This is a genomic window from Sulfurimonas sediminis (assembly GCF_014905115.1).
GTDB lineage: Bacteria > Campylobacterota > Campylobacteria > Campylobacterales > Sulfurimonadaceae > Sulfurimonas > Sulfurimonas sediminis.
This window is the reverse complement of the sequence record NZ_CP041235.1, coordinates 762,263-783,340: the sequence shown is the minus strand read 5'-3', so window position 1 is coordinate 783,340 and position 21,078 is coordinate 762,263. Positions and strand designations below refer to the sequence as shown.

The window sequence follows — 21,078 nt, the reverse complement described above, 5'->3', positions numbered from 1 at the left end:
GGCTAATATAATAAAAACAATCCTATTATAAGTGAATACTATGCAAACAAAATCAAAACTCCTACTCTTTGTCGCTTTAATGCTTTTGGGTCTTGGTTTGGCCACTATCGTAAATGTCTCTTTAAATTTTAGGGAATACAGCATAAAAGATGCCACACAAAGAGCCACAATGGCGGCAGCCATCGTCAAAGATGGGTTGACAGCACATATGGTCAACGGTATTATGGACAAAAGAAGTTATTTTCTCAACCAGATCAGCTCCAACAATGATAAAATCAAAAACTTGTGGATTGTCCGTTCTGACAAAGTCATCAAACAATACGGAAAAGGCTTTAACAGTGAAACAGTAAGAGATGCGATTGATGAAGAAGTTTTAAAAACAGGGGAAACGGTTCAGAAAATTTCAGAATCGACTGAAAACTCCATGCTTAGAATTACAATCCCGTATAAAGCCACAGTTGCAAACGGTCCAAACTGCCTCTCCTGTCATAATGTTCAGCGCGGAGATACACTCGGAGCCATCAGTATGGAATTTGATATTACCGATATGCGCAATGCAGGGATGTTCACTATTTTAAAAATACTTGGGATAAATCTTCTTTTCATTGTCATTGTATTACTGCTGATCAACCATTATGTGACACCCTATATGGAGCTTTTCTCCAATATGCAAAAAGGAATAAGAAAAGCTTATAAGGGAGACTTTTCCTATGAATTTACCACAAAAGTCAAAGGTGATGCAAAAAATATTGTCGACCAGCTCAATACGCTCTTTCGAAAGATGCAGGAGACCTTTGGCGATATAAAATACAACCTTGCAACATTTATTCCCCAGGGATGTGTCTCTTCAAGTGACCCTCTTCATGAAGCAAAAACAATCATCGGGGAACTCTCAGATATATATAAATTCAAAAAGACGATAGAACATGATCTTACTAAAGAGATAGTCTATCAAAGAATTATAGATGTACTGAGTAATAAATATAAGCTTTCCCATTTTGCATTTTATGAAATAGATACACTCAAGGCCACAAGAAAGCTTATTTATATCTCCAACGGCAAAAGTGTCTGTAATGACAAAGTGGACGAAGAAGCGTCATTATGCAGAGCACACAGAACAAATACAGCAGTAATCTCAAGTGAATTTGTCAATTTATGCCGAGAATGCAGTTGTGAAGGATTGGAGTATATATGTATTCCTTTTACAATTAATGATGAAAACTCTCTTGTCATTTCCATTACAACCAAAGAGAAAAATGAATTAAACAGAGTCAATAGTTTTATTAAAAGTATTGAAAACTATCTTGAAGCGGCTAAACCGGTTATAGAGAGTAAAATTTTAATGTCAAAACTCCGTGACACCTCTCTCAGAGACGCAATGACAGGACTTTATAACAGAAGATTTCTCGAAGAGTTTATAGACACTTTTGCAAATCAGGCAAAACGGGACAATACAACATACAGTGTTTTAATGCTTGATGTTGATTTCTTTAAAAAAGTCAATGACACCTACGGGCATGATGTAGGAGACATAGTCATTGCCAAAATAGGAGAAGTACTTCGCAGCAGTATCAGAGAATCAGACCTGGCTATTCGATACGGCGGAGAAGAGTTTGTTGTCCTGCTGCACAATGCCACAGATGAAGGAACAAAAATGATTGCTTCAAAAATTCACTCTGAATTTTCAAAACTTATTTTTGATGTCGGCAACGGAAAAACCATACAAAAAACCATGAGTATAGGTATATCCAAGTTTCCTAAAGACGGGGATACGATTTGGAAATGTATTAAATATGCAGATACTGCTTTGTATGTGGCAAAAACGACAGGAAGAAATAAAATTGTTGAGTATAAACCGGAGATGTCAGAGGATGAAAATTTACGATAGAAAAGGTTAGAAAGAGACTAAGCAACGCAAAAGCGCTGCTTATTTATAACTTTTTAACTACAGCCGCATCCGCCGCCACTGCTTTGTTGCTGTTGTGATGATGAAGAACCTGTTGAACATGCACTTACACCTGGTGGTGTTGTCGGCTGAACAGACTGGTTGTCCACTCCGCCGTTTGCATTGATCTCTTCAATTGTACTCCAGATAGACTCGGCAGCTTTCATATAACGTTTTGCTGTTTCTGATGACGGGTCTGCAAAAATAATTGGTTTTCCTTCGTCTCCACCGGTACGGATAGCCGGTTCAATTGGAATTTCGGCGATTATTTTCGTATCAAATTCATCCGCCATTGGCTGAGATGTTCCCTTTCCAAAAATATCATACTCAACACCGGTGTCAGGTGCAATAAATCCGCTCATATTTTCAACAATTCCAGCAATAGGAATATTTAATTTTTTAAACATGTCGAGTGAACGGCGCGAATCATCAAGAGAAACAGACTGTGGTGTTGTTACGGTCAGACCTGCAGTTACAGGAACAGACTGTGCAAGTGAAAGCTGCGCATCACCTGTTCCTGGTGGCATATCGATTACCAAAACATCCAATTCTGACCATAAAATATCACGCAAGAATTGCTCTATCGCTTTCATAATCATAGCACCACGCCAGATTAACGACTGCCCTTCTTCCATGAGTGAGCCCATAGACATAACTTCTATGCCGTATGCTTTCATCGGAAGCACTTTGTTTCCTGTTACTTCCGGTTTTTGATCAGAAATACCTAACATACGAGGAATATTCGGACCATAAATGTCAGCATCCAAAAGACCTACTTTTTTGCCTTGTTGCGCAAGTGCAATTGCAATATTTACAGCAGTAGTTGATTTTCCAACACCACCTTTACCTGAACTCACCATCAAAAAGTTTTTAATTTGCGGTGCGATATTTTTACCTTGAGACGAACTCTCTTTTGGCATTTGCGGTGCTTTAATATTTACAGTAACTTTACCTGCACCTGCATTTTTCAACTCTTTTTCTGCTTCGTCAACTATCTGTGCAGCCACTTCCGGTGCTGATGATGTAATTTCAACAGTGAAACTTACATCATTTCCGTTGATTGCTATATCTTTTACAAAACCAAATGTTACGATATCTTTGGTAAATCCTGGATACATAACTTTTGAGAGTGCCGATTTTACAATTTCTTCAGTCATTCGTTTTCCTTTAATTTATTTAATTTTTATACTGTTTTCAGTCCATCCATCAGGACAGGTTCCGAAACACTTCGGCTGTTTAAACAGTGAACAATTTTTATTTTGTAAAGTGTACTATATCTAAATAAGATAAATATTGTCTTGTTTTAAATCAATAACTTTTTAGCTTTATTTTAAACAAGTGCCGCAGCTTCTTCTGCCGCTTCTTTATCTTTATTGTCCTGAATAATTCTTTCTATTCCCTCAGGGTTGTCCATAATTTCCTGTGTAATTTTGTATGAACAAAATTTAGGCCCACACATAGAACAGAATTCTGCTTCTTTAAATACATCTTGAGGCAGTGTCTCATCATGGTATTCCCGTGCTCTTTCGCTGTCAAGTGCCAGTTCAAACTGTTTTTCCCAGTCAAATGTGTAGCGTGCATCACTCATAGCATCATCAATATCACGCGCACCTTTACGACCTCTGGCAATATCCGCAGCATGTGCCGCAATTTTATACGCGATAATTCCTTCACGGACATCATCTGCATTTGGAAGACCAAGATGCTCTTTTGGTGTCACATAACAAAGCATACTCGCTCCGTGCCATCCACCGACAGCGGCACCGATTGCAGAAGAGATATGATCATATCCTGCCGCAATATCAGTAACTAACGGCCCTAGAATATAAAAAGGCGCTTCATGACAAAGTTCTCTCTGTATCTTCATGTTGCGCTCAATCTGATTGATTGGGACATGCCCGGGACCTTCAATCATAACCTGCACATCTTTTTCCCAGGCACGAAGCGTTAAATCTCCAAGCACTTTAAGTTCACCAAGCTGCGCTTCATCAGAGGCATCTGCCAGACAACCGGGACGAAGAGAATCTCCAAGAGACAAAGAAACATCATACTTTGCACAAATATCCAAAATATCATCAAATGCAGTATAAAAAGGGTTTTCTCTGTGATAGTGCATCATCCAGGCAGCCATTAAAGAACCGCCGCGGGAAACAATACCCATTTTGCGTTTTGCAACTTTAGGCATAGTCTCAAGCAGGAAACCCGCATGAATTGTAAAGTAAGAGACCCCTTGTTTAGCCTGACGTTCCAAAACTTCAAGCATAACATCTATTGTCAAATCCTCAATTTTGTTACCGACATCATGTAAAATCTGATAAATAGGCACTGTTCCGATAGGAATCTTTGAAGAAGCGATTACAGCTTTTCTGATTTCATCCAGATCACCGCCGGTTGAGAGATCCATTGCTGTATCTGCCTTATAGTGTTGAGAGACCTCCATCTTTTCTACTTCACCCTGTACATCAGAGGCAATTGCAGAAGAACCGATATTTGCATTGATTTTACATCTACTCGCAATTCCGATAGCCATTGGCTCCAATGATGTGTGGTTAATATTTGCCGGTATAATCAGTCTGCCGCGTGCTATCTCGCTACGAACCAGTTCAGGAGACAAATCTTCTATTTTTGCAACATACTCCATTTCTTGTGTGATGATGCCTTTCTTTGCGTAGTGCATCTGTGTTCTTACAGAATCACCCTCTCGCTCTTTTACCCATGAAGATCTCATAAGCTACTCCTCAATATTATATTTTCATTCTTTATATATGATGGAAATATAATCAAATAAAGTTAATCTAACATAAAGTGAATGAATTGATGAGATTATTTATGTAAGTGCTTAGTCAAAAAATGTGAACATAAAAATGACAAATTTACACATTCAAGATAAAAAAAAGCTTTCTATGTGTATAATTTCGTAACACTTTTATATATGTAGGAGACTATTTGTCTGATTTAACGCTTGTACTATTGTCAGCCGGTAGTTCTAGTCGCTTTGACACCTCTGTAAAAAAACAGTGGTTACGCATACAGCACAAACCTTTATGGCAGTTTGTAGCAGACAGGTTTGCTCACAGCGGACTTTTTTCAGAAATTATTGTTGTCTCATCCGAAGAAGATATTGCCTTTATGCAAAATTATGCCGATTACTCTTTTGTAAAAGGGGGCAGTTCCAGGCAAGACTCTTTGCAAAATGCCTTACTACATGTAAAGAGTGAATATGTTCTAGTCAGTGATATAGCAAGAGCCTGTATCAGCGAAGATTTGCTTCAAAGAATACTTGCACAAAAAGAAGAAGCTGACTGTATCGTTCCTTTTTTACCGGTAACAGACACCATAGTATATGAAAATACGACAATAGACAGAGACAAAGTCAAAAAAATCCAAACACCCCAACTCTCCCGCACTAAAATACTGCAAAAAGCCCTGCAGACATCCACGGAATTTACAGATGAGAGCAGTGCCATTGTTGCCTACGGAGGCACCCGTACCTTTGTTGCGGGAGATGAAGATGCCTGTAAAATCACTTTTACCCATGATTTAAACAGGCTTCCATGCCTCGAAGCACCCTCAAGTGACATTTTAAGCGGCAACGGTTTTGATGTCCATGCTTTTGACGAAAAAAGAAAAATGTTTCTTGGCGGTGTAGAGATTGACGCTGATTACGGATTTAAAGCCCACAGTGACGGAGACGTTGCCCTGCACGCACTTATAGACGCCCTTTTAGGGGCTGCCGGTATGGGTGATATAGGCATGCTGTTTCCGGACAACGACAGTACCTACAAAGGTATAGATTCAAAAGAACTGTTACAAACAGTCGTGACAAAAATCTATAGCTACGGTTTTGAAATTGTCAATGCAGACATTACAATAGCCGCGCAAAAACCAAGAATTGCAAACTATAAAGATGCAATGAGAAAAACTATTGCAAAGATACTCAAAATCGACAAAGCAAGAGTCAATGTCAAAGCAACAACCACAGAAAAACTTGGTTTTATTGGCAGAAGTGAAGGTGTTGGAGTCATTGCCAATGCAAATTTAAAATATTTTAACTGGAAGATAATAGGATAACATGAAGATATTAATTATAGAAAATGAAGTGTATTTAGCCCAGAGTATTGCAACAAAACTAGGCGAACTTGGCCATACCTGTGAAATGTGTACATCAACAAGAGATGCTATCGGAAGTAACAACTATGATGTTGTTTTACTCTCAACAAACATTAACGGACAGGATTTTAATCCGCTTATAGAAACATTTAAGAATTCTATCGTCATTTTAATGGTTTCCTACATCAGTAATGACACGGTTTCAAAACCACTGAGTGCCGGGGCAAAGGACTATATCCTCAAACCTTTTATGATTGAAGAACTGGTACGAAAAATCGACCATTATCAGGATTATGAAAAACTTAAAAAACGCAATGAAGCCTATGAAAAATATCTTGCACATACATTTTCCAATACAAAACATGAACAAAATTTGGATGAAATCGAGTTGCCGCTTTTTGTATCATCCAATTTTCAGAAATATGCAGATGCATTCGCCTTTGAATATGCCCAAAAGAAAAATCTTCCCATACATTTTTTATCATTAAGTGATTCAAAAGCATTAAATGAGATAGCTTCCCTGCCGCAAAATTCCATTATATATATCATTGATTATCAGGCACTCAAAAAAAGTGATAAAAAACGCTTTTGTGACCTTATACAAGGGAAAAAAGCCATTATTGCCAGCAGTGATAAAATTGAGGAAGTCGCCTACCCTGTTATAGAGATAAAAAGCGAAAGCAATGTTTTTGACAAAGGAGAAATCCTACCTATAGAAGATTATGTCAAATTCATTGTTTTAAACTATCAAGACAAATATCCGGATACAGAACTCTCAAAAAAACTTGGAATAAGCCGCAAGAGTTTATGGGAAAAAAGAAAGAAATATGACATCATCAAGAAAAAATAAAACAATTTATATAGACAAAGAGGCTGCCTCTGTCCTTGAGCTCGTGTCAGAAGGGCTTTTGTCCCCTGTAACAAAACTTATGAATGAACAGGAATCCAAGGAAGTCCTACAAACCGGTCTTGTGAACGGACAGTCTTTCCCCTTTCCTTTTATATTGGCTCCTTCGGGCAAAAAGAATGAAAAAATCATTCCTACCTTAGAGCCGGACGAGGAAGTCACTATTATCTGCAACGGTAAAGAGTTTGCTGTGCTCCGTGTCGAAGAAACTTTTCAAATTGATCCCAAAGAACGGGTGAAGCATATCTACGGCACTGATGACCTCACCCACCCGGGTGTCATGGCCACCATCAAAAGAATAGGCACCTGGGCGCTTAGTGGTAACTATACCATTATCAACAAAACAAAACACAAGAACAAAATAAAAATTCAAAAAGCAAAAGAACTCATAGGAGCAAAACACACCTCTTCTTTGATGATGGGAGTAAATCCGCTTCACCGTGCCCATGAAAGACTGATTCGTCAAACACTCGAAAATACCGATCTGCTTGTTATATTTTTACTCAAACCTTATGACAATGCAAACTTAAAATATGAAATACGAAAAGAGGCATTGGAGTATTTTATAAATAATTTTCTTCCTAAAAACCGAGTAATCATTATTCCTCTTGAAAACAGCTATATCTTTGCAGGGTACAATGAAATTATTGTTGATGCAATTGTCGCAAAAAACTATGGCTGTGACAGACTGACTATTGGCCGTAATCATGCCGGTCTGGGCATGTTTTATGATTGTAATTCAAACAAATCAATTATAGACAAAGTTACAGGCATAGATATCGAGATTACCGTTGCAAGTGAGTATGTATACTGTGATGAGTGTAAAACGCTTGTGAGCAAAAACACCTGTCCTCACGGACAGCATCATCAGATCTCTTACCATGCAGACTCTATTTTGGCACTTTTGGAGGCAGGACTTTTACCCCCTGCTGTTCTTATACGGAAAGAAATTTCATCATTTTTGCTTTCCAAGCTCTTTCCAAACAGGTTTAAAAATCTTGAAAAACTCTATTATGACACTTTCCCGGTAAAAGGTTTACTTGAAGAACATACAGAAAAAGATTTTTATCTTGAACTGATGAAACTCTACCAAACAACATCACTGACATAAGGAAAACAATGAACTGGTTTTTTCTCACTTTAGGCTACAGCGGACTCTCTCCCAAAGCTCCAGGAACTATGGGAACACTGGTTTCACTGCCGCTTGGTATGGCAATACTTGTCTACTTTGATGCAACCACACTTTTTTTGGCTGCACTGCTCATTTCTATTATTGCCATTAAGGTTATAAACAGATATGAAGAAGAATCAGGAAACCATGACGACCAAAGAATAGTGATAGATGAACTTGCCGGGATGTGGTTTGCACTCAGCGTTGCACCGGCTGTCGGTGTTGCCAGCACTGAGATAATGGATCTTCAAAACGGATTTTTGGTGCAGTCACTTCTCTCTTTTGTTCTTTTTCGATATTTTGATATAACAAAACCCTCCATTATAGGGAGAATAGACCGTGAAGCAAAAGGTGGAGTCGGCGTGATGGGAGATGATATTATTGCAGGTTTTGCAGCCGGAATCTCCTCAGCTGCGCTCTGGCAGGGATGGCTCTCTATCAGTAAAATGATATAAAAAGCCCCCATGCCATTAACTAATATATCTCTTTTACCCGTCCTACTTCACCACTCATCAGCCGGACTTTGATACCATGAGGATGGGTTGGAGACTTTGTAAGAATGTCTCTGACAATCCCGTCTGTTAAACAGCCGCTTGCCTGGTCCTGTTTCAAAACTATTGCGACAGAAGCGCCCTGTTTGATATCTGCTCTTTTTGTACCCTTATTCATGTTCATCCTTTGTTTCATTATAAATTGAGAGAGACGGAAAGGCAAACTCTAAAGAGTTTCTCTCAAAAATTATCATTATTTTTTCCATAACATCCTGCTTCGTCTTCAGCCACTCTTCCCATTGCACTGATTTTGAAAAACAATAAACAAGAATATTAATACTAGAATCTCCAAATTCATCAAGATATACAAGCAGTGTCTTTTTGACACCTTCAAGGTCATCTTTTGAAACAAGTTTTGCCATATGCCCATACTCTATTTTATGCTCATATTTTGTATTTTTTGTTGCAATTTGCGGATGATTTTGCAGCATCTCTCTAATTTCTTTGATGGCATTTTTAATATCTTCTTGTTTGGAGTCATATTTTACACCCAGTTTCATCTTTATTCTGCGTCCAAGTTTTCTTTTATTCCAGTTTTTTATATCTTTGGATGCAAAAGTACCGTTTGGAATGGCAATGAGCGCATTGTCAAAGGTTCTCAGTGTTGTCACACGCAGACCGATTTCTACAACCACACCCTCTTTGCCGTCAACTTCTATCCAGTCGCCTTGTGAAAATACATCGCTGAAAAGGACAGAGAGTGTTCCAAAAAAGTTTGAAATTGTATCTTTTGCTGCAAAAGCAACCGCAAAACCACCAATTCCAAGACCAGAAAGTACAGCGGTCAAGTCAACACCGGCAAAATACAGAACAATCAGCAAACCGACAATAACAATAAAGAAATTGATGATTTTCAATCCGACATTTATCAGTTCACTTTTTATATTTGATTTTTCTTTCTCAAAAGTATTGAGCTTGATAACAGCTGCCGTATTGACAATAATATAGATAATATATGTAAAATAAAAGCCGTATATCATGTTAAATATACGGCTCACTTCTTCTATGGAGCTGAAATTATTGTAAACATATATGACCATGTTTACATTAATGATCAAGATGAGGACCTCTATGCTTTTACGCAGTTTTTCAAGAATCTGTTCAGAATATCTGCTTAAAAAGTCTATTTGAAGAAACAGTTTTTGCAATGCAATATAAAAAACTTTTCTTAAAACGTAAATCACCAAAATCAGCAAAAAGATAATAATAAGCTTCACAACACTCAGTCCGTACGACTCTAAAAAGCCATCGACAGCTTTCACCGGAGTAAAAGAATTTATAAAAACAACAGGCTTGATTATATGGTATTTGACATACTTGTTCAGTCGGTAGAGTTTATTCTCCGCTTTGTATAAAAAGGCTATAAAATCACTGTTTATCTCCTGCAGCGCATAGTATTCCTCTATATTTTTTTTTGCCGCTTTTAAGATGGGAGAAGGATCTTTGAGTGCCAAAATATGTTTATAGTCTTTTGCTGTAATTTTACTCAGGGCTTCTTGATTTTGTGCCGTATAAATATTTAATTTTTCTTCAAAATCCCCAATACTCGGCACATCCAACGACAAAAGTACGTTTTTAATCAATATGTTCTGATTTTTTACAATTTCATACGACTTCAGCTGTGCCTCATCTCTGATAACAGCATATCCGTTGCCAAGCCGTTTGTTAATCGCGATGATTTTTTTCAGTGAAAATATTTCCTTGTTGAAATCCTGCACATTCTCAATATACTGCTGTTTGTTTGAGATGATAGTATTGAGTTCCTGATCATACATGTATTCCTGTTTTTGCAGTAAATTTTCTATCTGCTCCTGAGAGAGATTTGCATCATTCATTTGATACACCAGCTGTAACTGTGCATCTATAAACTCTGAATATTTTACCTTTGCACTTAATGTGCCGGCAAATATAAAAACAAAAGCCAGTAAAATTATTTGAACTTTTTTAATGGGACATCCTTTATATACCTTCCGCTATCATAGCATCAGCTACTTTTTTAAACCCTGCAATATTTGCACCGTCAACATAATTCCCCTCTACTCCATAGTCTTTTGCCGTAAGTGCCACCCGTTTACAGATCATCTGCATCGTCTCCTCAAGTTTGTAGTTCACCTTTTCATAACTCCATTTACTCATAGAAGCATTTTGGCTCATCTCAAATTCACTCACAGCCACACCGCCTGCATTGGCAGCTTTAGCTGGTGCAAAACATACTTTATGCGATTGCAGCAAGGCAATAGCATTTGGAGTCGATGGCATATTCGCACCCTCAGAAACACTCACACAGCCGTTTTCTATAAGATTCCGCGCATCCGCTTCAAAGAGTTCGTTTTGTGTAGCGCACGGAAATGCCGCATAACATGGAATATTCCAAACAGCATGCTCTCCTTCAGGGTACTCTGATACAGGCGTATACTTTGCTTCTGTATGTGTCTGTACATACATTTCCAAAGAATTGCTTCGATTCAGTTTTAACTCTTTTACCAGAGCCAGATCAATCCCTCTTGGATCATACACTGTCCCGTGAGAATCCGAACATGTCACTACAACAGCACCGATTTCCTGCAGCTTTTCGATTACATGTAAAGCAACATTTCCCGCACCGCTGACTGTACATATTTTACCCTCAAGCGGCTCTTTGTTTTCAATTTCAAGCATACTCTGTGTAAAATAGACCACCCCGTAGCCTGTTGCTTCGGGGCGCATTAAAGAGCCTCCTAAAAAATAGGGTTTTCCCGTCAAAGCACCTTCGTATGAAGATGTAATCTTTTTATACTCTCCAAAGAGATAGCCGATTTCTCGTGCACCGACTCCGATGTCACCGGCAGGAACATCTATGCGCGGTCCGATATATTTATGCAACTCTGTCATAAAAGCTGTACAAAACTTCATAACTTCAAAGTCACTTTTTCCTTTTGGATCAAAATCACTGCCGCCTTTGGCACCACCTATAGGTAAACCCGTCAGTGAGTTTTTTAAAATCTGTTCAAAACCCAAAAACTTCAAAATCCCTTCATTTACACTCGGATGAAAACGAAGTCCTCCTTTATAGGGTCCGAGTGCGTTGTTAAACTGTACTCTGTATCCTGTATTGACCTGTATTTGATTATTGTCATCCAGCCAGGTCACTTTAAACTTTATAATTCTGTCAGGAACGACCAACCTGTCTAAAATTCCAAATCTGCTGTATCTCTCGTCAGACTCGAGCAACGGGGCAATCGAGTAAATTACCTCTTCCATCGCCTGGTAAAACACATTGTTTTCAGCACAGTTACCATGCTCAAATTTTTTAATTTCCTTCTCTGCTATTGACAAAAAGAATCCTTTATAAACTACTATTGTGAAGGAATTGTAGCACAAGCAGGAAAAAAAGTAAAAACTATTGAAAAAAGTCACAAATTTATCATAAAAGCCCCTGCTTTAAGTCAGTCATAATATATAACATATTATTATGTGAAAATCTTGTGATTTACTTATAAGGAACATATTCATGTTTAGAAACAAAAGTATAAAAGAGCTCATGTGGTTCTTAACAATAGTAATTGTAATATCTCTCGTCGGTGCGGCCGGATTTACATATTATGCGCTCAACAGCATAGAAAAAGAGTTCAATGAAATCAAAGAGAGTTCCATTGATACATCTCTGACTATCTATGATATAGAAAAAAGAATGAACTACATCAGCAGAAATGACAGAGATGTCATGCTTGGCGGTGATATTGAAAAAGACAAAAGAGAACTCAGAGAAAATATCAGTGCAATTGCAGAAAACTTCAAAAAACTTGAAAAAGTTTCCAAAAACGGTTCCAACGAAGCACTTCTGAAAAAAGCAAAATATTCAACGCTGAAATTTATCAATGAAGCATACAAATATATAGACTCTTTAAGCACCCATGATATTAAAAACAACAAAGAAGACATTTACCACGTATATCATCAGAAGCTCTCACCTTTGGCTGTAGAGTCACGAAAATATTTTAAAACATTTGTAAAAAATAAAAAAGAACAGTTTAATAGAGACATGAAAGCCATGAAAAGTGCTATAACATTTTACAAACTGTTTGTACTTGGCTCTAGTCTCCTTATTATCGTTATCTTATTTTTACTCACTACAAAAATCAGAACCTCCATAGTTTCAGGTATTAATAGATTCAAATGCCTGATAGAGACTGCTTCCAATGGTGATTTCAGCAAAAAGAATGAAATCAGAACACAGGGAGACACCGAACTTGATGCGATGGGCAAAGCTCTTAAAATTCTTATAGAGCACACTGAAAATATGATTCATGAAGTAAATACTGCTATAACAAATGCCTCCCAGGGTGACTTTTCCAAACCTATCTCTACTGAAGGAATGCACGGAGAGTTCCTGGTTGCTATCAGAAATGTCAGTAAAAGTATAGATTTTATGCGTGAACAGTATCAAAAAGCACAAAGAGACTCTTTTAACTCAAAACTGAGTGTCAAAAGCGTCAATGTGTCCGAATCTCTTACCGTTATTCAAGCTGATTTAAAAACAAATATAGAAAAAATCAAAGAAGTGACACATGCTACAGATTCTGCTGCAAAACTTGCAAATGACTCTCGGTCAAATATTAACACTGTTGTCAGTGGACTGCATGAACTCAATGAACAGGTAGGCACAAACCATGCAAACATAGATGAACTGGCTTCACAAACAAACAATATCACATCAGTCATCGAACTTATTACTGATATCGCAGATCAGACAAATCTTTTAGCGCTTAATGCTGCCATAGAAGCAGCCCGTGCGGGTGAACATGGCAGAGGATTCGCAGTTGTAGCAGATGAAGTCAGAAAACTGGCAGAACGCACACATAAAGCGACAAGTGAAATTTCGATATCCATAAAATCACTGCAGCAGGGAATGAGTGAAATTCAGACAAGTTCCGAACTGATGAAAGAGACAGTAGATGCCTCTACTGCTAAAATAGAAGAGTTTGAAACGACGCTCATTGAACTGAGTGATTCTTCAACAAAAATTGTAGACCAGTCATACTATATGGAGAACAGTATATTTATTGTACTGGCAAAAATAGACCACATTTTATATAAATCAAGAGCATATAACTCCTTGATATCTTTGAAAAAAGTACTCAAAGCAGTCTCTTCTCATGAATGTAATCTTGGAAAATGGTACGACCATGAAGGAAAAGAACGATTCAGCAATACTCCGGCTTATCCGCAAATAGCACAACCGCATAATATTGTCCATACAAATGCAAACAAAAACCTTGCATTCCTTGATAAACCAAACGCGCAAGAAGAAGTATTGGAACATGCTCAGGATATTTTACACAACTTCGAAGAGATGGAAAAAGCATCAGAAGAACTCTTTAGACTTCTTGACACAATGCTGAGTCAAACACAAAAAGAAGAATAAGCTCTTTGTTTACTCCCACTCCTCATATTTGGAGTGAGAGTGCTTGTCTTTTTTATACCGTTTGGCATTCTTGCTTTTCTCCAACTGGTTTATACTGTAAAGCAGTTCTTCTTTAATATTGTCAATATCTTCATCAGAATCTTTATAGCCTATCATTTTTTTTACAAGCTGTTGCAGATCCTGCAGTTCTCCCTTATACAGTTGCACCTCTTCTACCCGATTGAGCAGTTTCAGTGCATTGTCAATCTTTTTATTGTACTTTTCATTGTCCAGGGCATCACTGTTTAGCAAGTAGGACAAAATACTTTTTTTAAATCTTTCCAGTGCTCGGATATACCGAAGCCTGTTTGCATTCTCGATTGCTTTTTTAGATGCTGCCATTGTAAGCCTATTATTTATTTATGAGTATAATTATACAAGAGATTTCTAAGAACTCGAACAATATTTGGAGAAAATACCATGAAAAAAACAATTTTACTGCTGATGCTCTTTACACTGTCCTTAATGGCAGAGGTAAAAAATGAATATATTTCACAAGAACTGCTCAAGCAAAATATTCCTATCGTAGATATCAGAACACCGGGAGAGTGGAAAGAGACAGGTCTTTTAAAAGGTGCAATTCCTATCATGTTTTGGGATGCAGGAGGAAACTATGATGCAAGAAAATTTTTAAATGAATTACATAAAAAAGTTGATACGACAAAACCTTTTGCCCTTATCTGCCATACAGGTAGCAGAACTTCCATAGTTGCGCCGTGGCTTGCAAAAGAGTTTGGGTACAAAGTAATCAATCTCAAGGGTGGAATGGAGTATGCAACCAAAGGGTTGCATATTAAAACAGTACCCTACAGGCAATGAGCCGATTAAAGACAGTTTTAAAATTTCTTCTTTTTCTGACACTCCGAATTGTGATAACATTCGGAGTGCTTGGATTGCTGATTTTTCTTCTGTGGGGTGTTCTTTATCTTATTTTTTACTAAATCCGAATCAGAGTAATGATTTTATAACATTACTGACCCCCTGATGCAGATTATAATTGGCTATTGGAAAGTCCAGACTTTCATTTTCCAAATTCACCGTATACCTGCTTAAATATGTCCCTAACTCACTCAAGTCTATCGGTGTGTACTGCTCACATTTCTCTTCCTCAAGTTTTGTCCGTACTAATTTATTTGCCTCATTAGAGTGTGCAAGGGTAAAAGCCAGTGTTTTCAAACTCAAAAAATCGCTCCATCGAAGGAAAATCTCGGGAGTCAGCGTCTCTATATACTCCCCCTCCGGTGTAAACAACAGATCCTTGTCCCGCAAAGGAACCAGTACCGATAAAATCGCACGGGAAAAAGGAGCTACTTTATCAGTCCAAAACGGTGACTCATTTCTTGTTTTGAGCTCTTTTTCGATTTCATTTACTATCGTATCTACACTTTCATTTTTAAAAAGTTCATATGTTTTTTGTTTCATACCCTCATCCATGTAATATTTTTTATAATCATACACTTTTAGTATATAATTTCACATTTAAAAAGGAGCAATAGTATGAAATTACATAAAAGTCTTATCACAAACCTCACTGCACTCTCTCTTGTTGGAATATCTTTTATAGTGCCTTTATACAAAGAAGCTTTATTATATGCGGGTCTGTTTGCACTCTCCGGTGCCTTGACAAATCAGTTGGCAATTCATATGCTCTTTGAAAAAGTGCCTTTTTTGTATGGTTCCGGTGTTATCGTTGAGAGATTTGAAGCATTTAAAAGTGCTATAAAAAATCTTATCATGAATGAATTTTTCACAAAAGAACAGCTGGAAAAGTTTTTTGCCAATGAAGAAAAAAAGATAAACCTTGTACCTATCATAGAAGAGACAGATTTTACACCCGCTTTTGATGCTTTAAGCAAAACAGTAATGGAGTCCTCTTTTGGTGGCATGTTAGGAATGTTCGGCGGAGAAAATGCCTTGAGCACTTTAAAAGAACCCTTTACAAACAAACTCAAATCAGCAGTCGTAAAAATAGTCACATCTAAAGCATTTAATGACACCCTGCAGCACCACCTTAGCCATTCATCCTTAAATGACGATATGATACAATCAATCGAACGGGTTGTTGATGCAAGACTGAGTGAACTGACACCTCAAATGGTTAAAGATATCGTACAAAAAATGATACACGAACACCTTGACTGGCTGGTTGTCTGGGGTGGTGTATTTGGAGGATTTATTGGACTACTAAGTTCTTTTATACTATAGAAGTTGCAACAACTTCTATAGCTACATCATCGCCTACACTCAACACATCGCCTGCTCTTATTTTGGCACGTTTGCGCAGCTCAACTTCACCGTTACGCACTACATATCCATCTGCAACAATCATTTTTGCCTGTGCGCCGCTGTCTACAAGGTCTAACACTTTTAATAATTTATACAGCTCTATATACTCATCTTTTAACTCAAATTTCATCTACTCTCCTCTTTATAATTTTCAGTTTTTCTGACCGTGACAATTTTTTTATTTCATATTCACGCTTTGAAGCACTGCTTCTGTCTGTATGTTCTTCATTATATACCAATCTTACCGGTCTTCTGATTTTAGTATATTTTGCACCTTTTTCTGAATGGTTATGTTCAGAAATTCGTCGTTTTAAATCTGTTGTTATTCCTGTATAGAGGCTATTATCACTACATTGTAAAATATATACATAATATACCATTTATACATCCTTTCATCAAACTATATCATAACTACAGTATCATTTTGTAACAATTTCTTAAAAATATATGAATTTAGTTGTAAATAACAAAAAGTTATAATATAATAAAGACTTAATTTATCACAAATTGGTCACTTTTTTTTAATACAGGAAAAGAACATGGAAAAACAAAAAGTAATAATAGTCGAAGATGATGAAATCACATCACTTAACTTAAATATGTCTTTACAAAAGCACGGATACAGTGTAGTGGCGATGTGTGATAACGCTCCTATGGCAAAAAGTAAAATAGCTACACACAATCCGGATGTCATCATTATTGATATCTCTTTACAAGAAAGCAATGACGGAATCGAACTTGCAAAAACTATAAAAGAAAAATATGATATTCCTTTTATTTATCTCACTTCATACAGTGATGATGACATTATTGCCCAGGCAAAACTTACTGAACCCTACGGATATATTGTAAAACCTTTTGACCCCGGGTCTTTGCATGCAACTATTCAAATGGCTTTGTTCAAATACCAACAGGAAAATGAAAGAAAAGAGAATATCAATTCACTCAAAGTAGATAAACTGAACCTGGAAAAACTACTCTATTCCAAGCGTTCACAAGACAAGCCAATTGTTCCGTTCGGTGGTGGTGATTACCATCTTGACATCAGTATATGCGAAACCTTTTACAAAGGGAAAAAGATCAAGCTTACCAAAAAAGAAAATGCTTTTTTGCGCCTTCTTGTTGCCCAACTTGGTTTAGTTGTGTCGTTTGAGCAGGCAATGAACTATGTCTGGGATGAGCACGGTGCTACAGAAAACAGTGTAAGAACACTGGTGTGGAGACTGCGAAACAAACTTGAAACAGACATTATAAAAAATGCCTCAGGAATTGGCTATTATATAGAAGATTAGTTTATTTTAATGGATGCAATCTTTTCTTTTATTTCTTTCAGGGTTTGTTCATAATTATAGTCTGCATTTTCAAGTTTTGCCATTCTTTCCATTTCAGTTGCATTTTTTTGTAAAATTTCAATTCTGAAATTTCCGCTTGACCCTTTAATACTGTGGGCCAGAAGTGCTGTTTTTTTATAATCTCTTGCAGCAACCGCCTTTGCCAAGTCACTCAGAGTCGTTTTCATTTTTTTTGATAAAAAGTGTCAAAAGCATAATAAGTTCATCTTCATTCAACATCAACTCTTTCATCAGTTTCTTGGCATCCAACCCTGTAATCTTTTGGTTGTCTGTGGAAGATATATCTGTTTTATCCTCCTGTATAACACTGTAGGAATCCAGTTTCAGATATGCCATAAAAACACGTTCCAACTCTTTTAAAACCAGAGGCTTCCCTAAAAATGTGTCAAATCCGTTCAGTAAATCTCTCTCTTTACTCCTCCCCTTTAACACATTAGCTGTCAGGGCAGAGATTGGCGTATGACTTAAACCGTTTTTTTCCTCATATTCGATAATTTTAATGACAGCATCGGTTCCGTTCATAACAGGCATCTGTTCATCCATAAGAATCAAATCATATTTGTTTTTTTGATACAGTGCAACCGCTTCTTTTCCATTGTGAGCCAAATCAAATGTCAAGCCATATCTGTTGAGAACAATCTTCATTAACTCCTGGTTTGCCTCATTGTCCTCAGCAACCAAAATATGTCCCTTAAATCTGTTGGATATTTTTTTATTATGGATTAATGACAATTCAGGATTGAGCAACTCATTGAAATGTTTATGAATTTTTGAACAATACAGAGGAAAACTCATCGCTTTGATATGCGCATAGTGTTCATAAGTATCATACTCTTTGCTCATAAGTGCTATATATTTTTTTGAAGAGTATATAATCTCTTTTTGTATGTTTATATCGCATGTTTCATGTACAAATATACATATGTCAAATTCGCACTCAAGTGTCTCTACAACACTGATGTTCATCGCAAAAATTTCAGCATACTTCAAAAAAGATTCATGTCGAAAATCTAAAACTTTGTCTTTTACATACAGTACCATTTTTAGTTTCTGAAAATCGCTGATATCTTTAAATGCCTGACACTCATTATTTTGCACTGCAACAGGGATATCGAGCCAAAAGGTACTGCCCTCTCTCACTTGTGATTCTACATGAACACTTCCATTCATCAACTCTGCAAGCTGGTGTGATATACACAGGCCTAGACCCGTTCCCTCTTTGTTGTTGTTTTGGCTAAACTGTGCCTGTGTAAATGCAACAAATATACTTTCCATATCTTTTTCGTTTATGCCGACTCCGTTGTCTGTCACACTGATTTTGAGTTGATTGTTATGACAGCTTGCTTCAACCTTTATCACACCACCTTCAGGTGTAAATTTTATGGCATTACTTAAAAAATTTGAGACTATCTGTTGAATTCGAAGGACATCCCCAAACAACTCTTTTGGAATACGAGGATCTATAAAAGAAGTAATGGTGATATTTTTTGAATTTGCACTGGCTACAAAAAGCTCCATCGTATGGCTTAGCTCTTCATGCAGAGAAAAAATCTTTGGTTCAATCGTAAACTCACCGCTTCTCAGTTTTGAAAAATCCAAAATATCATTGATAATACTCAGTAAGTTTTCGCCGCTGCTTAATATAATATCCAAATAATTTCTATGTTTATTGCTAATATCTTCATCCATCAAAAGATTTACAAACCCTAAAATAGCATTTAAAGGCGTGCGAATTTCATGAGACATATTGGAAAGAAAGTACTCTTTTGCCTGAGAAGCACGCAGCGCTTCCTGTCTTGCGTCAATAAGCTTTTGAAAAATACTGTCTGTATAATATTTTAAAATACCTTTAAAATTTTTATCAAAAATATAAGAAATTTCTTCAAAGATCTCTTTTGAATTTATCTTCGCATCATAAGTGAACTCTACCATAGAACGGCGAAAATTGCTGCATATCTCAAACAACTCGTCTGCACTGATTTCACGATGTTTCAAATAGGCCAAAAACTCCTGCATAACAGGACAGTCACCGATATCTCTCTCACCCGCGATTACGCCCATAAAGTAGTCAAATACACCGCTGGCATATTTTTCTACAAATTCTTTTTCATCTATCTTATGTAAATGAAGTATCTCTTTTACAGAAGCATACGATATCCATTGCTGCAGTATATCTGACTTTGAAGATACAAATACCCCTTTTACTGCTCTTAAATGGATGCTGCCTTCTTTCATTGTTATACCATTATCTTACATGTAACAAAAAGTATGACGCAACTGTAATAACAGACAGTTTTACCAAAGATATTGCAGTTGTTCCGACAATATTGCCTAACTGGCAGCTACTGCATGCGACATAAAGTTTTCCTTCATACTGGGCATAAAAAAAGTAAACTATATTTAAACCAAGGACTCCGTATATCGTATACATTTGATATGTCCATAAAGTCTGTAACGTCTGCTCCTTCTCAATAAAAAAAGATGCTACAAGCGGAAGAAGCATAAAGAACATAACAATATTTATCAGTTTCAAAATTTTGTCTCTGAAAAAGACCGTAGGACAGTAATCGGCATTTGTAGTATTTATACCGTTTTCTAAACTTTTTTCAAACTTCTCTTTTTCTTCTTTGGACATTTTTTGCACAAAAGTAGCGCCAAAAGTATAGTCTATTTTTCGCTGAATTCTTACAGAAAAATCTCCGCTTGCCTGCAGTGACTTATCATTTCCGTTTCTGTCTTGATAGACAACACTGATAGTTTCAAAGCGTTGTATCTGTGCTGTTTTTCCAGGATAATACAGTGTTGATTCTGTAGTAGTAACACTCCCCCTATGGTTTATCAACCGGGGGTTTATCATCTCTATCAGCTTTCCTTCATCATCTTTTACAATAATCAGGTTATAGTAACTCCCGATTTGATAAGCACTCAAAGCATCCAAATTATTTTCATTGATAGTATCTTTGAGATCTTCTATCAAGGCAAACAATTCATCATCAAATTTTCTTACATCAACGGCATACTCTACACTAAGAGGTGTTGGATGTTTTATAATCTCTCTTACCATTGTTTTTTGTACCTTATACTAGAAAGAGTCTTGAATAAAATTTCAAGACTCTTCTTGTTAGTGACTCTTACCTACAACTATAATCATTTTTATATTGATTATTATAAATCTGATAAACTGCCAGATTACACAAGTACGCATTTTTCTAGCAAATGCTCCCGGTATCATTGTTAAAGTAAACTTATCATTTTTTTGAAAATTTACTTCCTCTTCAACTTGTTTTATTTCACTCATAATCTCTCCTCTTTT

The 21,078-nt window shown here is 36.8% G+C and carries 22 protein-coding genes; 9 read left to right on the top strand and 13 right to left on the bottom strand.

The annotated features are described in order from the left end of the window. Positions 1-40 precede the first annotated feature (40 nt). Positions 41-1,888: a GGDEF domain-containing protein gene (locus FJR45_RS04285; RefSeq protein ID WP_193151506.1), complete on the top strand. Its 1,848-nt coding sequence runs from the start codon at positions 41-43 to the stop codon at positions 1,886-1,888. 53 nt (positions 1,889-1,941) lie between these two features. On the opposite strand, the gene FJR45_RS04280 is transcribed toward FJR45_RS04285, so the two are convergent. Together FJR45_RS04280 and thiC are read right to left on the bottom strand one after the other, a co-directional pair. Continuing rightward, positions 1,942-3,102, bottom strand: a complete 1,161-nt coding sequence (locus FJR45_RS04280; RefSeq protein WP_193151505.1) for an Mrp/NBP35 family ATP-binding protein — start codon at positions 3,100-3,102, stop codon at positions 1,942-1,944. 173 nt (positions 3,103-3,275) lie between these two features. Continuing rightward, the gene (gene thiC, locus FJR45_RS04275; RefSeq protein ID WP_193151504.1) at positions 3,276-4,673 is read right to left on the bottom strand and encodes a phosphomethylpyrimidine synthase ThiC; all 1,398 of its coding nucleotides are present in this window, start codon (positions 4,671-4,673) and stop codon (positions 3,276-3,278) included. Positions 4,674-4,891: 218 nt separating this feature from the next. On the opposite strand from thiC, the gene FJR45_RS04270 reads away from it, so the two are divergent. Genes FJR45_RS04270 through FJR45_RS04255 form a run of 4 tightly spaced genes read left to right on the top strand, consistent with a single transcriptional unit; the run spans position 4,892 to position 8,588 of the window. Beyond that, positions 4,892-6,016 (top strand): bifunctional 2-C-methyl-D-erythritol 4-phosphate cytidylyltransferase/2-C-methyl-D-erythritol 2,4-cyclodiphosphate synthase, encoded by a 1,125-nt coding sequence (locus FJR45_RS04270; RefSeq protein ID WP_193151503.1) that lies wholly within the window; start codon positions 4,892-4,894, stop codon positions 6,014-6,016. A gap of 1 nt (position 6,017) precedes the next feature. Then, positions 6,018-6,905, top strand: coding sequence for a response regulator (locus FJR45_RS04265; RefSeq protein ID WP_193151502.1), 888 nt, complete (start codon positions 6,018-6,020; stop codon positions 6,903-6,905). Beyond that, the gene (locus FJR45_RS04260; RefSeq protein WP_193151501.1) at positions 6,883-8,073 is read left to right on the top strand and encodes a sulfate adenylyltransferase; all 1,191 of its coding nucleotides are present in this window, start codon (positions 6,883-6,885) and stop codon (positions 8,071-8,073) included. The genes FJR45_RS04265 and FJR45_RS04260 overlap by 23 nt, the downstream gene beginning before the upstream one ends. 8 nt (positions 8,074-8,081) lie before the next feature. Beyond that, complete coding sequence (locus FJR45_RS04255; RefSeq protein WP_193151500.1) at positions 8,082-8,588, top strand: phosphatidylglycerophosphatase A family protein; 507 nt, start codon at positions 8,082-8,084, stop codon at positions 8,586-8,588. A 19-nt stretch (positions 8,589-8,607) separates the two neighbouring features. Here the strand turns inward: FJR45_RS04255 and FJR45_RS04250 are convergent, their stop codons facing one another. The 3 genes from FJR45_RS04250 to gdhA form a co-directional block, all read right to left on the bottom strand. After that, complete coding sequence (locus FJR45_RS04250) at positions 8,608-8,802, bottom strand: YwbE family protein (protein ID WP_193151499.1); 195 nt, start codon at positions 8,800-8,802, stop codon at positions 8,608-8,610. After that, the gene (locus FJR45_RS04245) at positions 8,795-10,519 is read right to left on the bottom strand and encodes a mechanosensitive ion channel family protein (RefSeq protein WP_226966471.1); all 1,725 of its coding nucleotides are present in this window, start codon (positions 10,517-10,519) and stop codon (positions 8,795-8,797) included. The genes FJR45_RS04250 and FJR45_RS04245 overlap by 8 nt, the downstream gene beginning before the upstream one ends. Before the next feature lie 124 nt (positions 10,520-10,643). Then, positions 10,644-11,993: an NADP-specific glutamate dehydrogenase gene (gdhA, locus tag FJR45_RS04240; RefSeq protein ID WP_347402236.1), complete on the bottom strand. Its 1,350-nt coding sequence runs from the start codon at positions 11,991-11,993 to the stop codon at positions 10,644-10,646. 181 nt (positions 11,994-12,174) lie between these two features. Between gdhA and FJR45_RS04235 the strand changes: the two genes are divergently transcribed. Further along, positions 12,175-14,088, top strand: a complete 1,914-nt coding sequence (locus tag FJR45_RS04235; protein WP_193151497.1) for a methyl-accepting chemotaxis protein — start codon at positions 12,175-12,177, stop codon at positions 14,086-14,088. Between the two features lie 9 nt (positions 14,089-14,097). Here the strand turns inward: FJR45_RS04235 and FJR45_RS04230 are convergent, their stop codons facing one another. Then, complete coding sequence (locus FJR45_RS04230) at positions 14,098-14,469, bottom strand: hypothetical protein (RefSeq protein ID WP_193151496.1); 372 nt, start codon at positions 14,467-14,469, stop codon at positions 14,098-14,100. A gap of 78 nt (positions 14,470-14,547) precedes the next feature. Between FJR45_RS04230 and FJR45_RS04225 the strand changes: the two genes are divergently transcribed. Further along, positions 14,548-14,946, top strand: coding sequence for a rhodanese-like domain-containing protein (locus tag FJR45_RS04225; RefSeq protein ID WP_193151495.1), 399 nt, complete (start codon positions 14,548-14,550; stop codon positions 14,944-14,946). A 129-nt stretch (positions 14,947-15,075) separates the two neighbouring features. Here FJR45_RS04225 and FJR45_RS04220 read toward each other — a convergent pair whose 3' ends face one another. Further along, complete coding sequence (locus tag FJR45_RS04220; protein ID WP_193151494.1) at positions 15,076-15,549, bottom strand: hypothetical protein; 474 nt, start codon at positions 15,547-15,549, stop codon at positions 15,076-15,078. Between the two features lie 75 nt (positions 15,550-15,624). Here FJR45_RS04220 and FJR45_RS04215 point away from each other — a divergent pair, with 75 nt between their 5' ends. Then, positions 15,625-16,332, top strand: a complete 708-nt coding sequence (locus FJR45_RS04215; protein WP_193151493.1) for a DUF445 domain-containing protein — start codon at positions 15,625-15,627, stop codon at positions 16,330-16,332. Here FJR45_RS04215 and FJR45_RS04210 read toward each other — a convergent pair. Both FJR45_RS04210 and FJR45_RS04205 read right to left on the bottom strand, forming a co-directional pair. Next, a complete protein-coding gene (locus FJR45_RS04210) occupies positions 16,322-16,543 on the bottom strand; it encodes an RNA-binding S4 domain-containing protein (protein WP_193151492.1) in 222 nt (73 codons plus the stop codon). The genes FJR45_RS04215 and FJR45_RS04210 overlap by 11 nt on opposite strands. Further along, entirely contained in the window at positions 16,533-16,793 is a 261-nt protein-coding gene (locus FJR45_RS04205) for a GIY-YIG nuclease family protein (protein ID WP_193151491.1), read from the bottom strand. The genes FJR45_RS04210 and FJR45_RS04205 overlap by 11 nt, the downstream gene beginning before the upstream one ends. A 159-nt stretch (positions 16,794-16,952) precedes the next feature. Here FJR45_RS04205 and FJR45_RS04200 point away from each other — a divergent pair, with 159 nt between their 5' ends. After that, a complete protein-coding gene (locus FJR45_RS04200) occupies positions 16,953-17,705 on the top strand; it encodes a response regulator transcription factor (RefSeq protein ID WP_151900742.1) in 753 nt (250 codons plus the stop codon). On the opposite strand, the gene FJR45_RS12400 is transcribed toward FJR45_RS04200, so the two are convergent. From FJR45_RS12400 to FJR45_RS04185, 4 genes are read right to left on the bottom strand one after another with little or no spacing between them, the layout of a single operon-like run. After that, positions 17,702-17,932 (bottom strand): Hpt domain-containing protein, encoded by a 231-nt coding sequence (locus tag FJR45_RS12400; RefSeq protein WP_226966470.1) that lies wholly within the window; start codon positions 17,930-17,932, stop codon positions 17,702-17,704. The genes FJR45_RS04200 and FJR45_RS12400 overlap by 4 nt on opposite strands. Beyond that, the gene (locus FJR45_RS04195; protein ID WP_226966469.1) at positions 17,913-20,000 is read right to left on the bottom strand and encodes an ATP-binding protein; all 2,088 of its coding nucleotides are present in this window, start codon (positions 19,998-20,000) and stop codon (positions 17,913-17,915) included. Before FJR45_RS04195 ends, FJR45_RS12400 begins: the two co-directional genes overlap by 20 nt. A 10-nt stretch (positions 20,001-20,010) precedes the next feature. Next, a complete protein-coding gene (locus FJR45_RS04190; RefSeq protein WP_193151490.1) occupies positions 20,011-20,829 on the bottom strand; it encodes a peptide deformylase in 819 nt (272 codons plus the stop codon). Between the two features lie 57 nt (positions 20,830-20,886). After that, on the bottom strand, positions 20,887-21,063 hold the full coding sequence (locus FJR45_RS04185) for a hypothetical protein (RefSeq protein WP_193151489.1): 177 nt from the start codon (positions 21,061-21,063) through the stop codon (positions 20,887-20,889). Positions 21,064-21,078 lie beyond the last annotated feature (15 nt).

What these genes read in the sequence shown, in the direction of transcription:
- FJR45_RS04285 (WP_193151506.1), top strand. Translation starts at nt 41, where the DNA reads ATGCAAACAAAATCAAAACTCCTACTCTTTGTCGCTTTAATGCTTTTG.
- FJR45_RS04280 (WP_193151505.1), bottom strand. Translation starts at nt 3,102, where the DNA reads ATGACTGAAGAAATTGTAAAATCGGCACTCTCAAAAGTTATGTATCCA.
- FJR45_RS04235 (WP_193151497.1), top strand. Translation starts at nt 12,175, where the DNA reads ATGTTTAGAAACAAAAGTATAAAAGAGCTCATGTGGTTCTTAACAATA.
- FJR45_RS04255 (WP_193151500.1), top strand. Translation starts at nt 8,082, where the DNA reads ATGAACTGGTTTTTTCTCACTTTAGGCTACAGCGGACTCTCTCCCAAA.
- FJR45_RS04265 (WP_193151502.1), top strand. Translation starts at nt 6,018, where the DNA reads ATGAAGATATTAATTATAGAAAATGAAGTGTATTTAGCCCAGAGTATT.
- thiC (WP_193151504.1), bottom strand. Translation starts at nt 4,673, where the DNA reads ATGAGATCTTCATGGGTAAAAGAGCGAGAGGGTGATTCTGTAAGAACA.
- FJR45_RS04245 (WP_226966471.1), bottom strand. Translation starts at nt 10,519, where the DNA reads ATGAATGATGCAAATCTCTCTCAGGAGCAGATAGAAAATTTACTGCAA.
- FJR45_RS04260 (WP_193151501.1), top strand. Translation starts at nt 6,883, where the DNA reads ATGACATCATCAAGAAAAAATAAAACAATTTATATAGACAAAGAGGCT.
- FJR45_RS04205 (WP_193151491.1), bottom strand. Translation starts at nt 16,793, where the DNA reads ATGGTATATTATGTATATATTTTACAATGTAGTGATAATAGCCTCTAT.
- FJR45_RS04230 (WP_193151496.1), bottom strand. Translation starts at nt 14,469, where the DNA reads ATGGCAGCATCTAAAAAAGCAATCGAGAATGCAAACAGGCTTCGGTAT.
- FJR45_RS04200 (WP_151900742.1), top strand. Translation starts at nt 16,953, where the DNA reads ATGGAAAAACAAAAAGTAATAATAGTCGAAGATGATGAAATCACATCA.
- FJR45_RS04190 (WP_193151490.1), bottom strand. Translation starts at nt 20,829, where the DNA reads ATGGTAAGAGAGATTATAAAACATCCAACACCTCTTAGTGTAGAGTAT.
- FJR45_RS04185 (WP_193151489.1), bottom strand. Translation starts at nt 21,063, where the DNA reads ATGAGTGAAATAAAACAAGTTGAAGAGGAAGTAAATTTTCAAAAAAAT.
- FJR45_RS04250 (WP_193151499.1), bottom strand. Translation starts at nt 8,802, where the DNA reads ATGAATAAGGGTACAAAAAGAGCAGATATCAAACAGGGCGCTTCTGTC.
- FJR45_RS04220 (WP_193151494.1), bottom strand. Translation starts at nt 15,549, where the DNA reads ATGAAACAAAAAACATATGAACTTTTTAAAAATGAAAGTGTAGATACG.
- FJR45_RS04195 (WP_226966469.1), bottom strand. Translation starts at nt 20,000, where the DNA reads ATGAAAGAAGGCAGCATCCATTTAAGAGCAGTAAAAGGGGTATTTGTA.
- FJR45_RS04210 (WP_193151492.1), bottom strand. Translation starts at nt 16,543, where the DNA reads ATGAAATTTGAGTTAAAAGATGAGTATATAGAGCTGTATAAATTATTA.
- FJR45_RS12400 (WP_226966470.1), bottom strand. Translation starts at nt 17,932, where the DNA reads ATGAAAACGACTCTGAGTGACTTGGCAAAGGCGGTTGCTGCAAGAGAT.
- FJR45_RS04225 (WP_193151495.1), top strand. Translation starts at nt 14,548, where the DNA reads ATGAAAAAAACAATTTTACTGCTGATGCTCTTTACACTGTCCTTAATG.
- FJR45_RS04215 (WP_193151493.1), top strand. Translation starts at nt 15,625, where the DNA reads ATGAAATTACATAAAAGTCTTATCACAAACCTCACTGCACTCTCTCTT.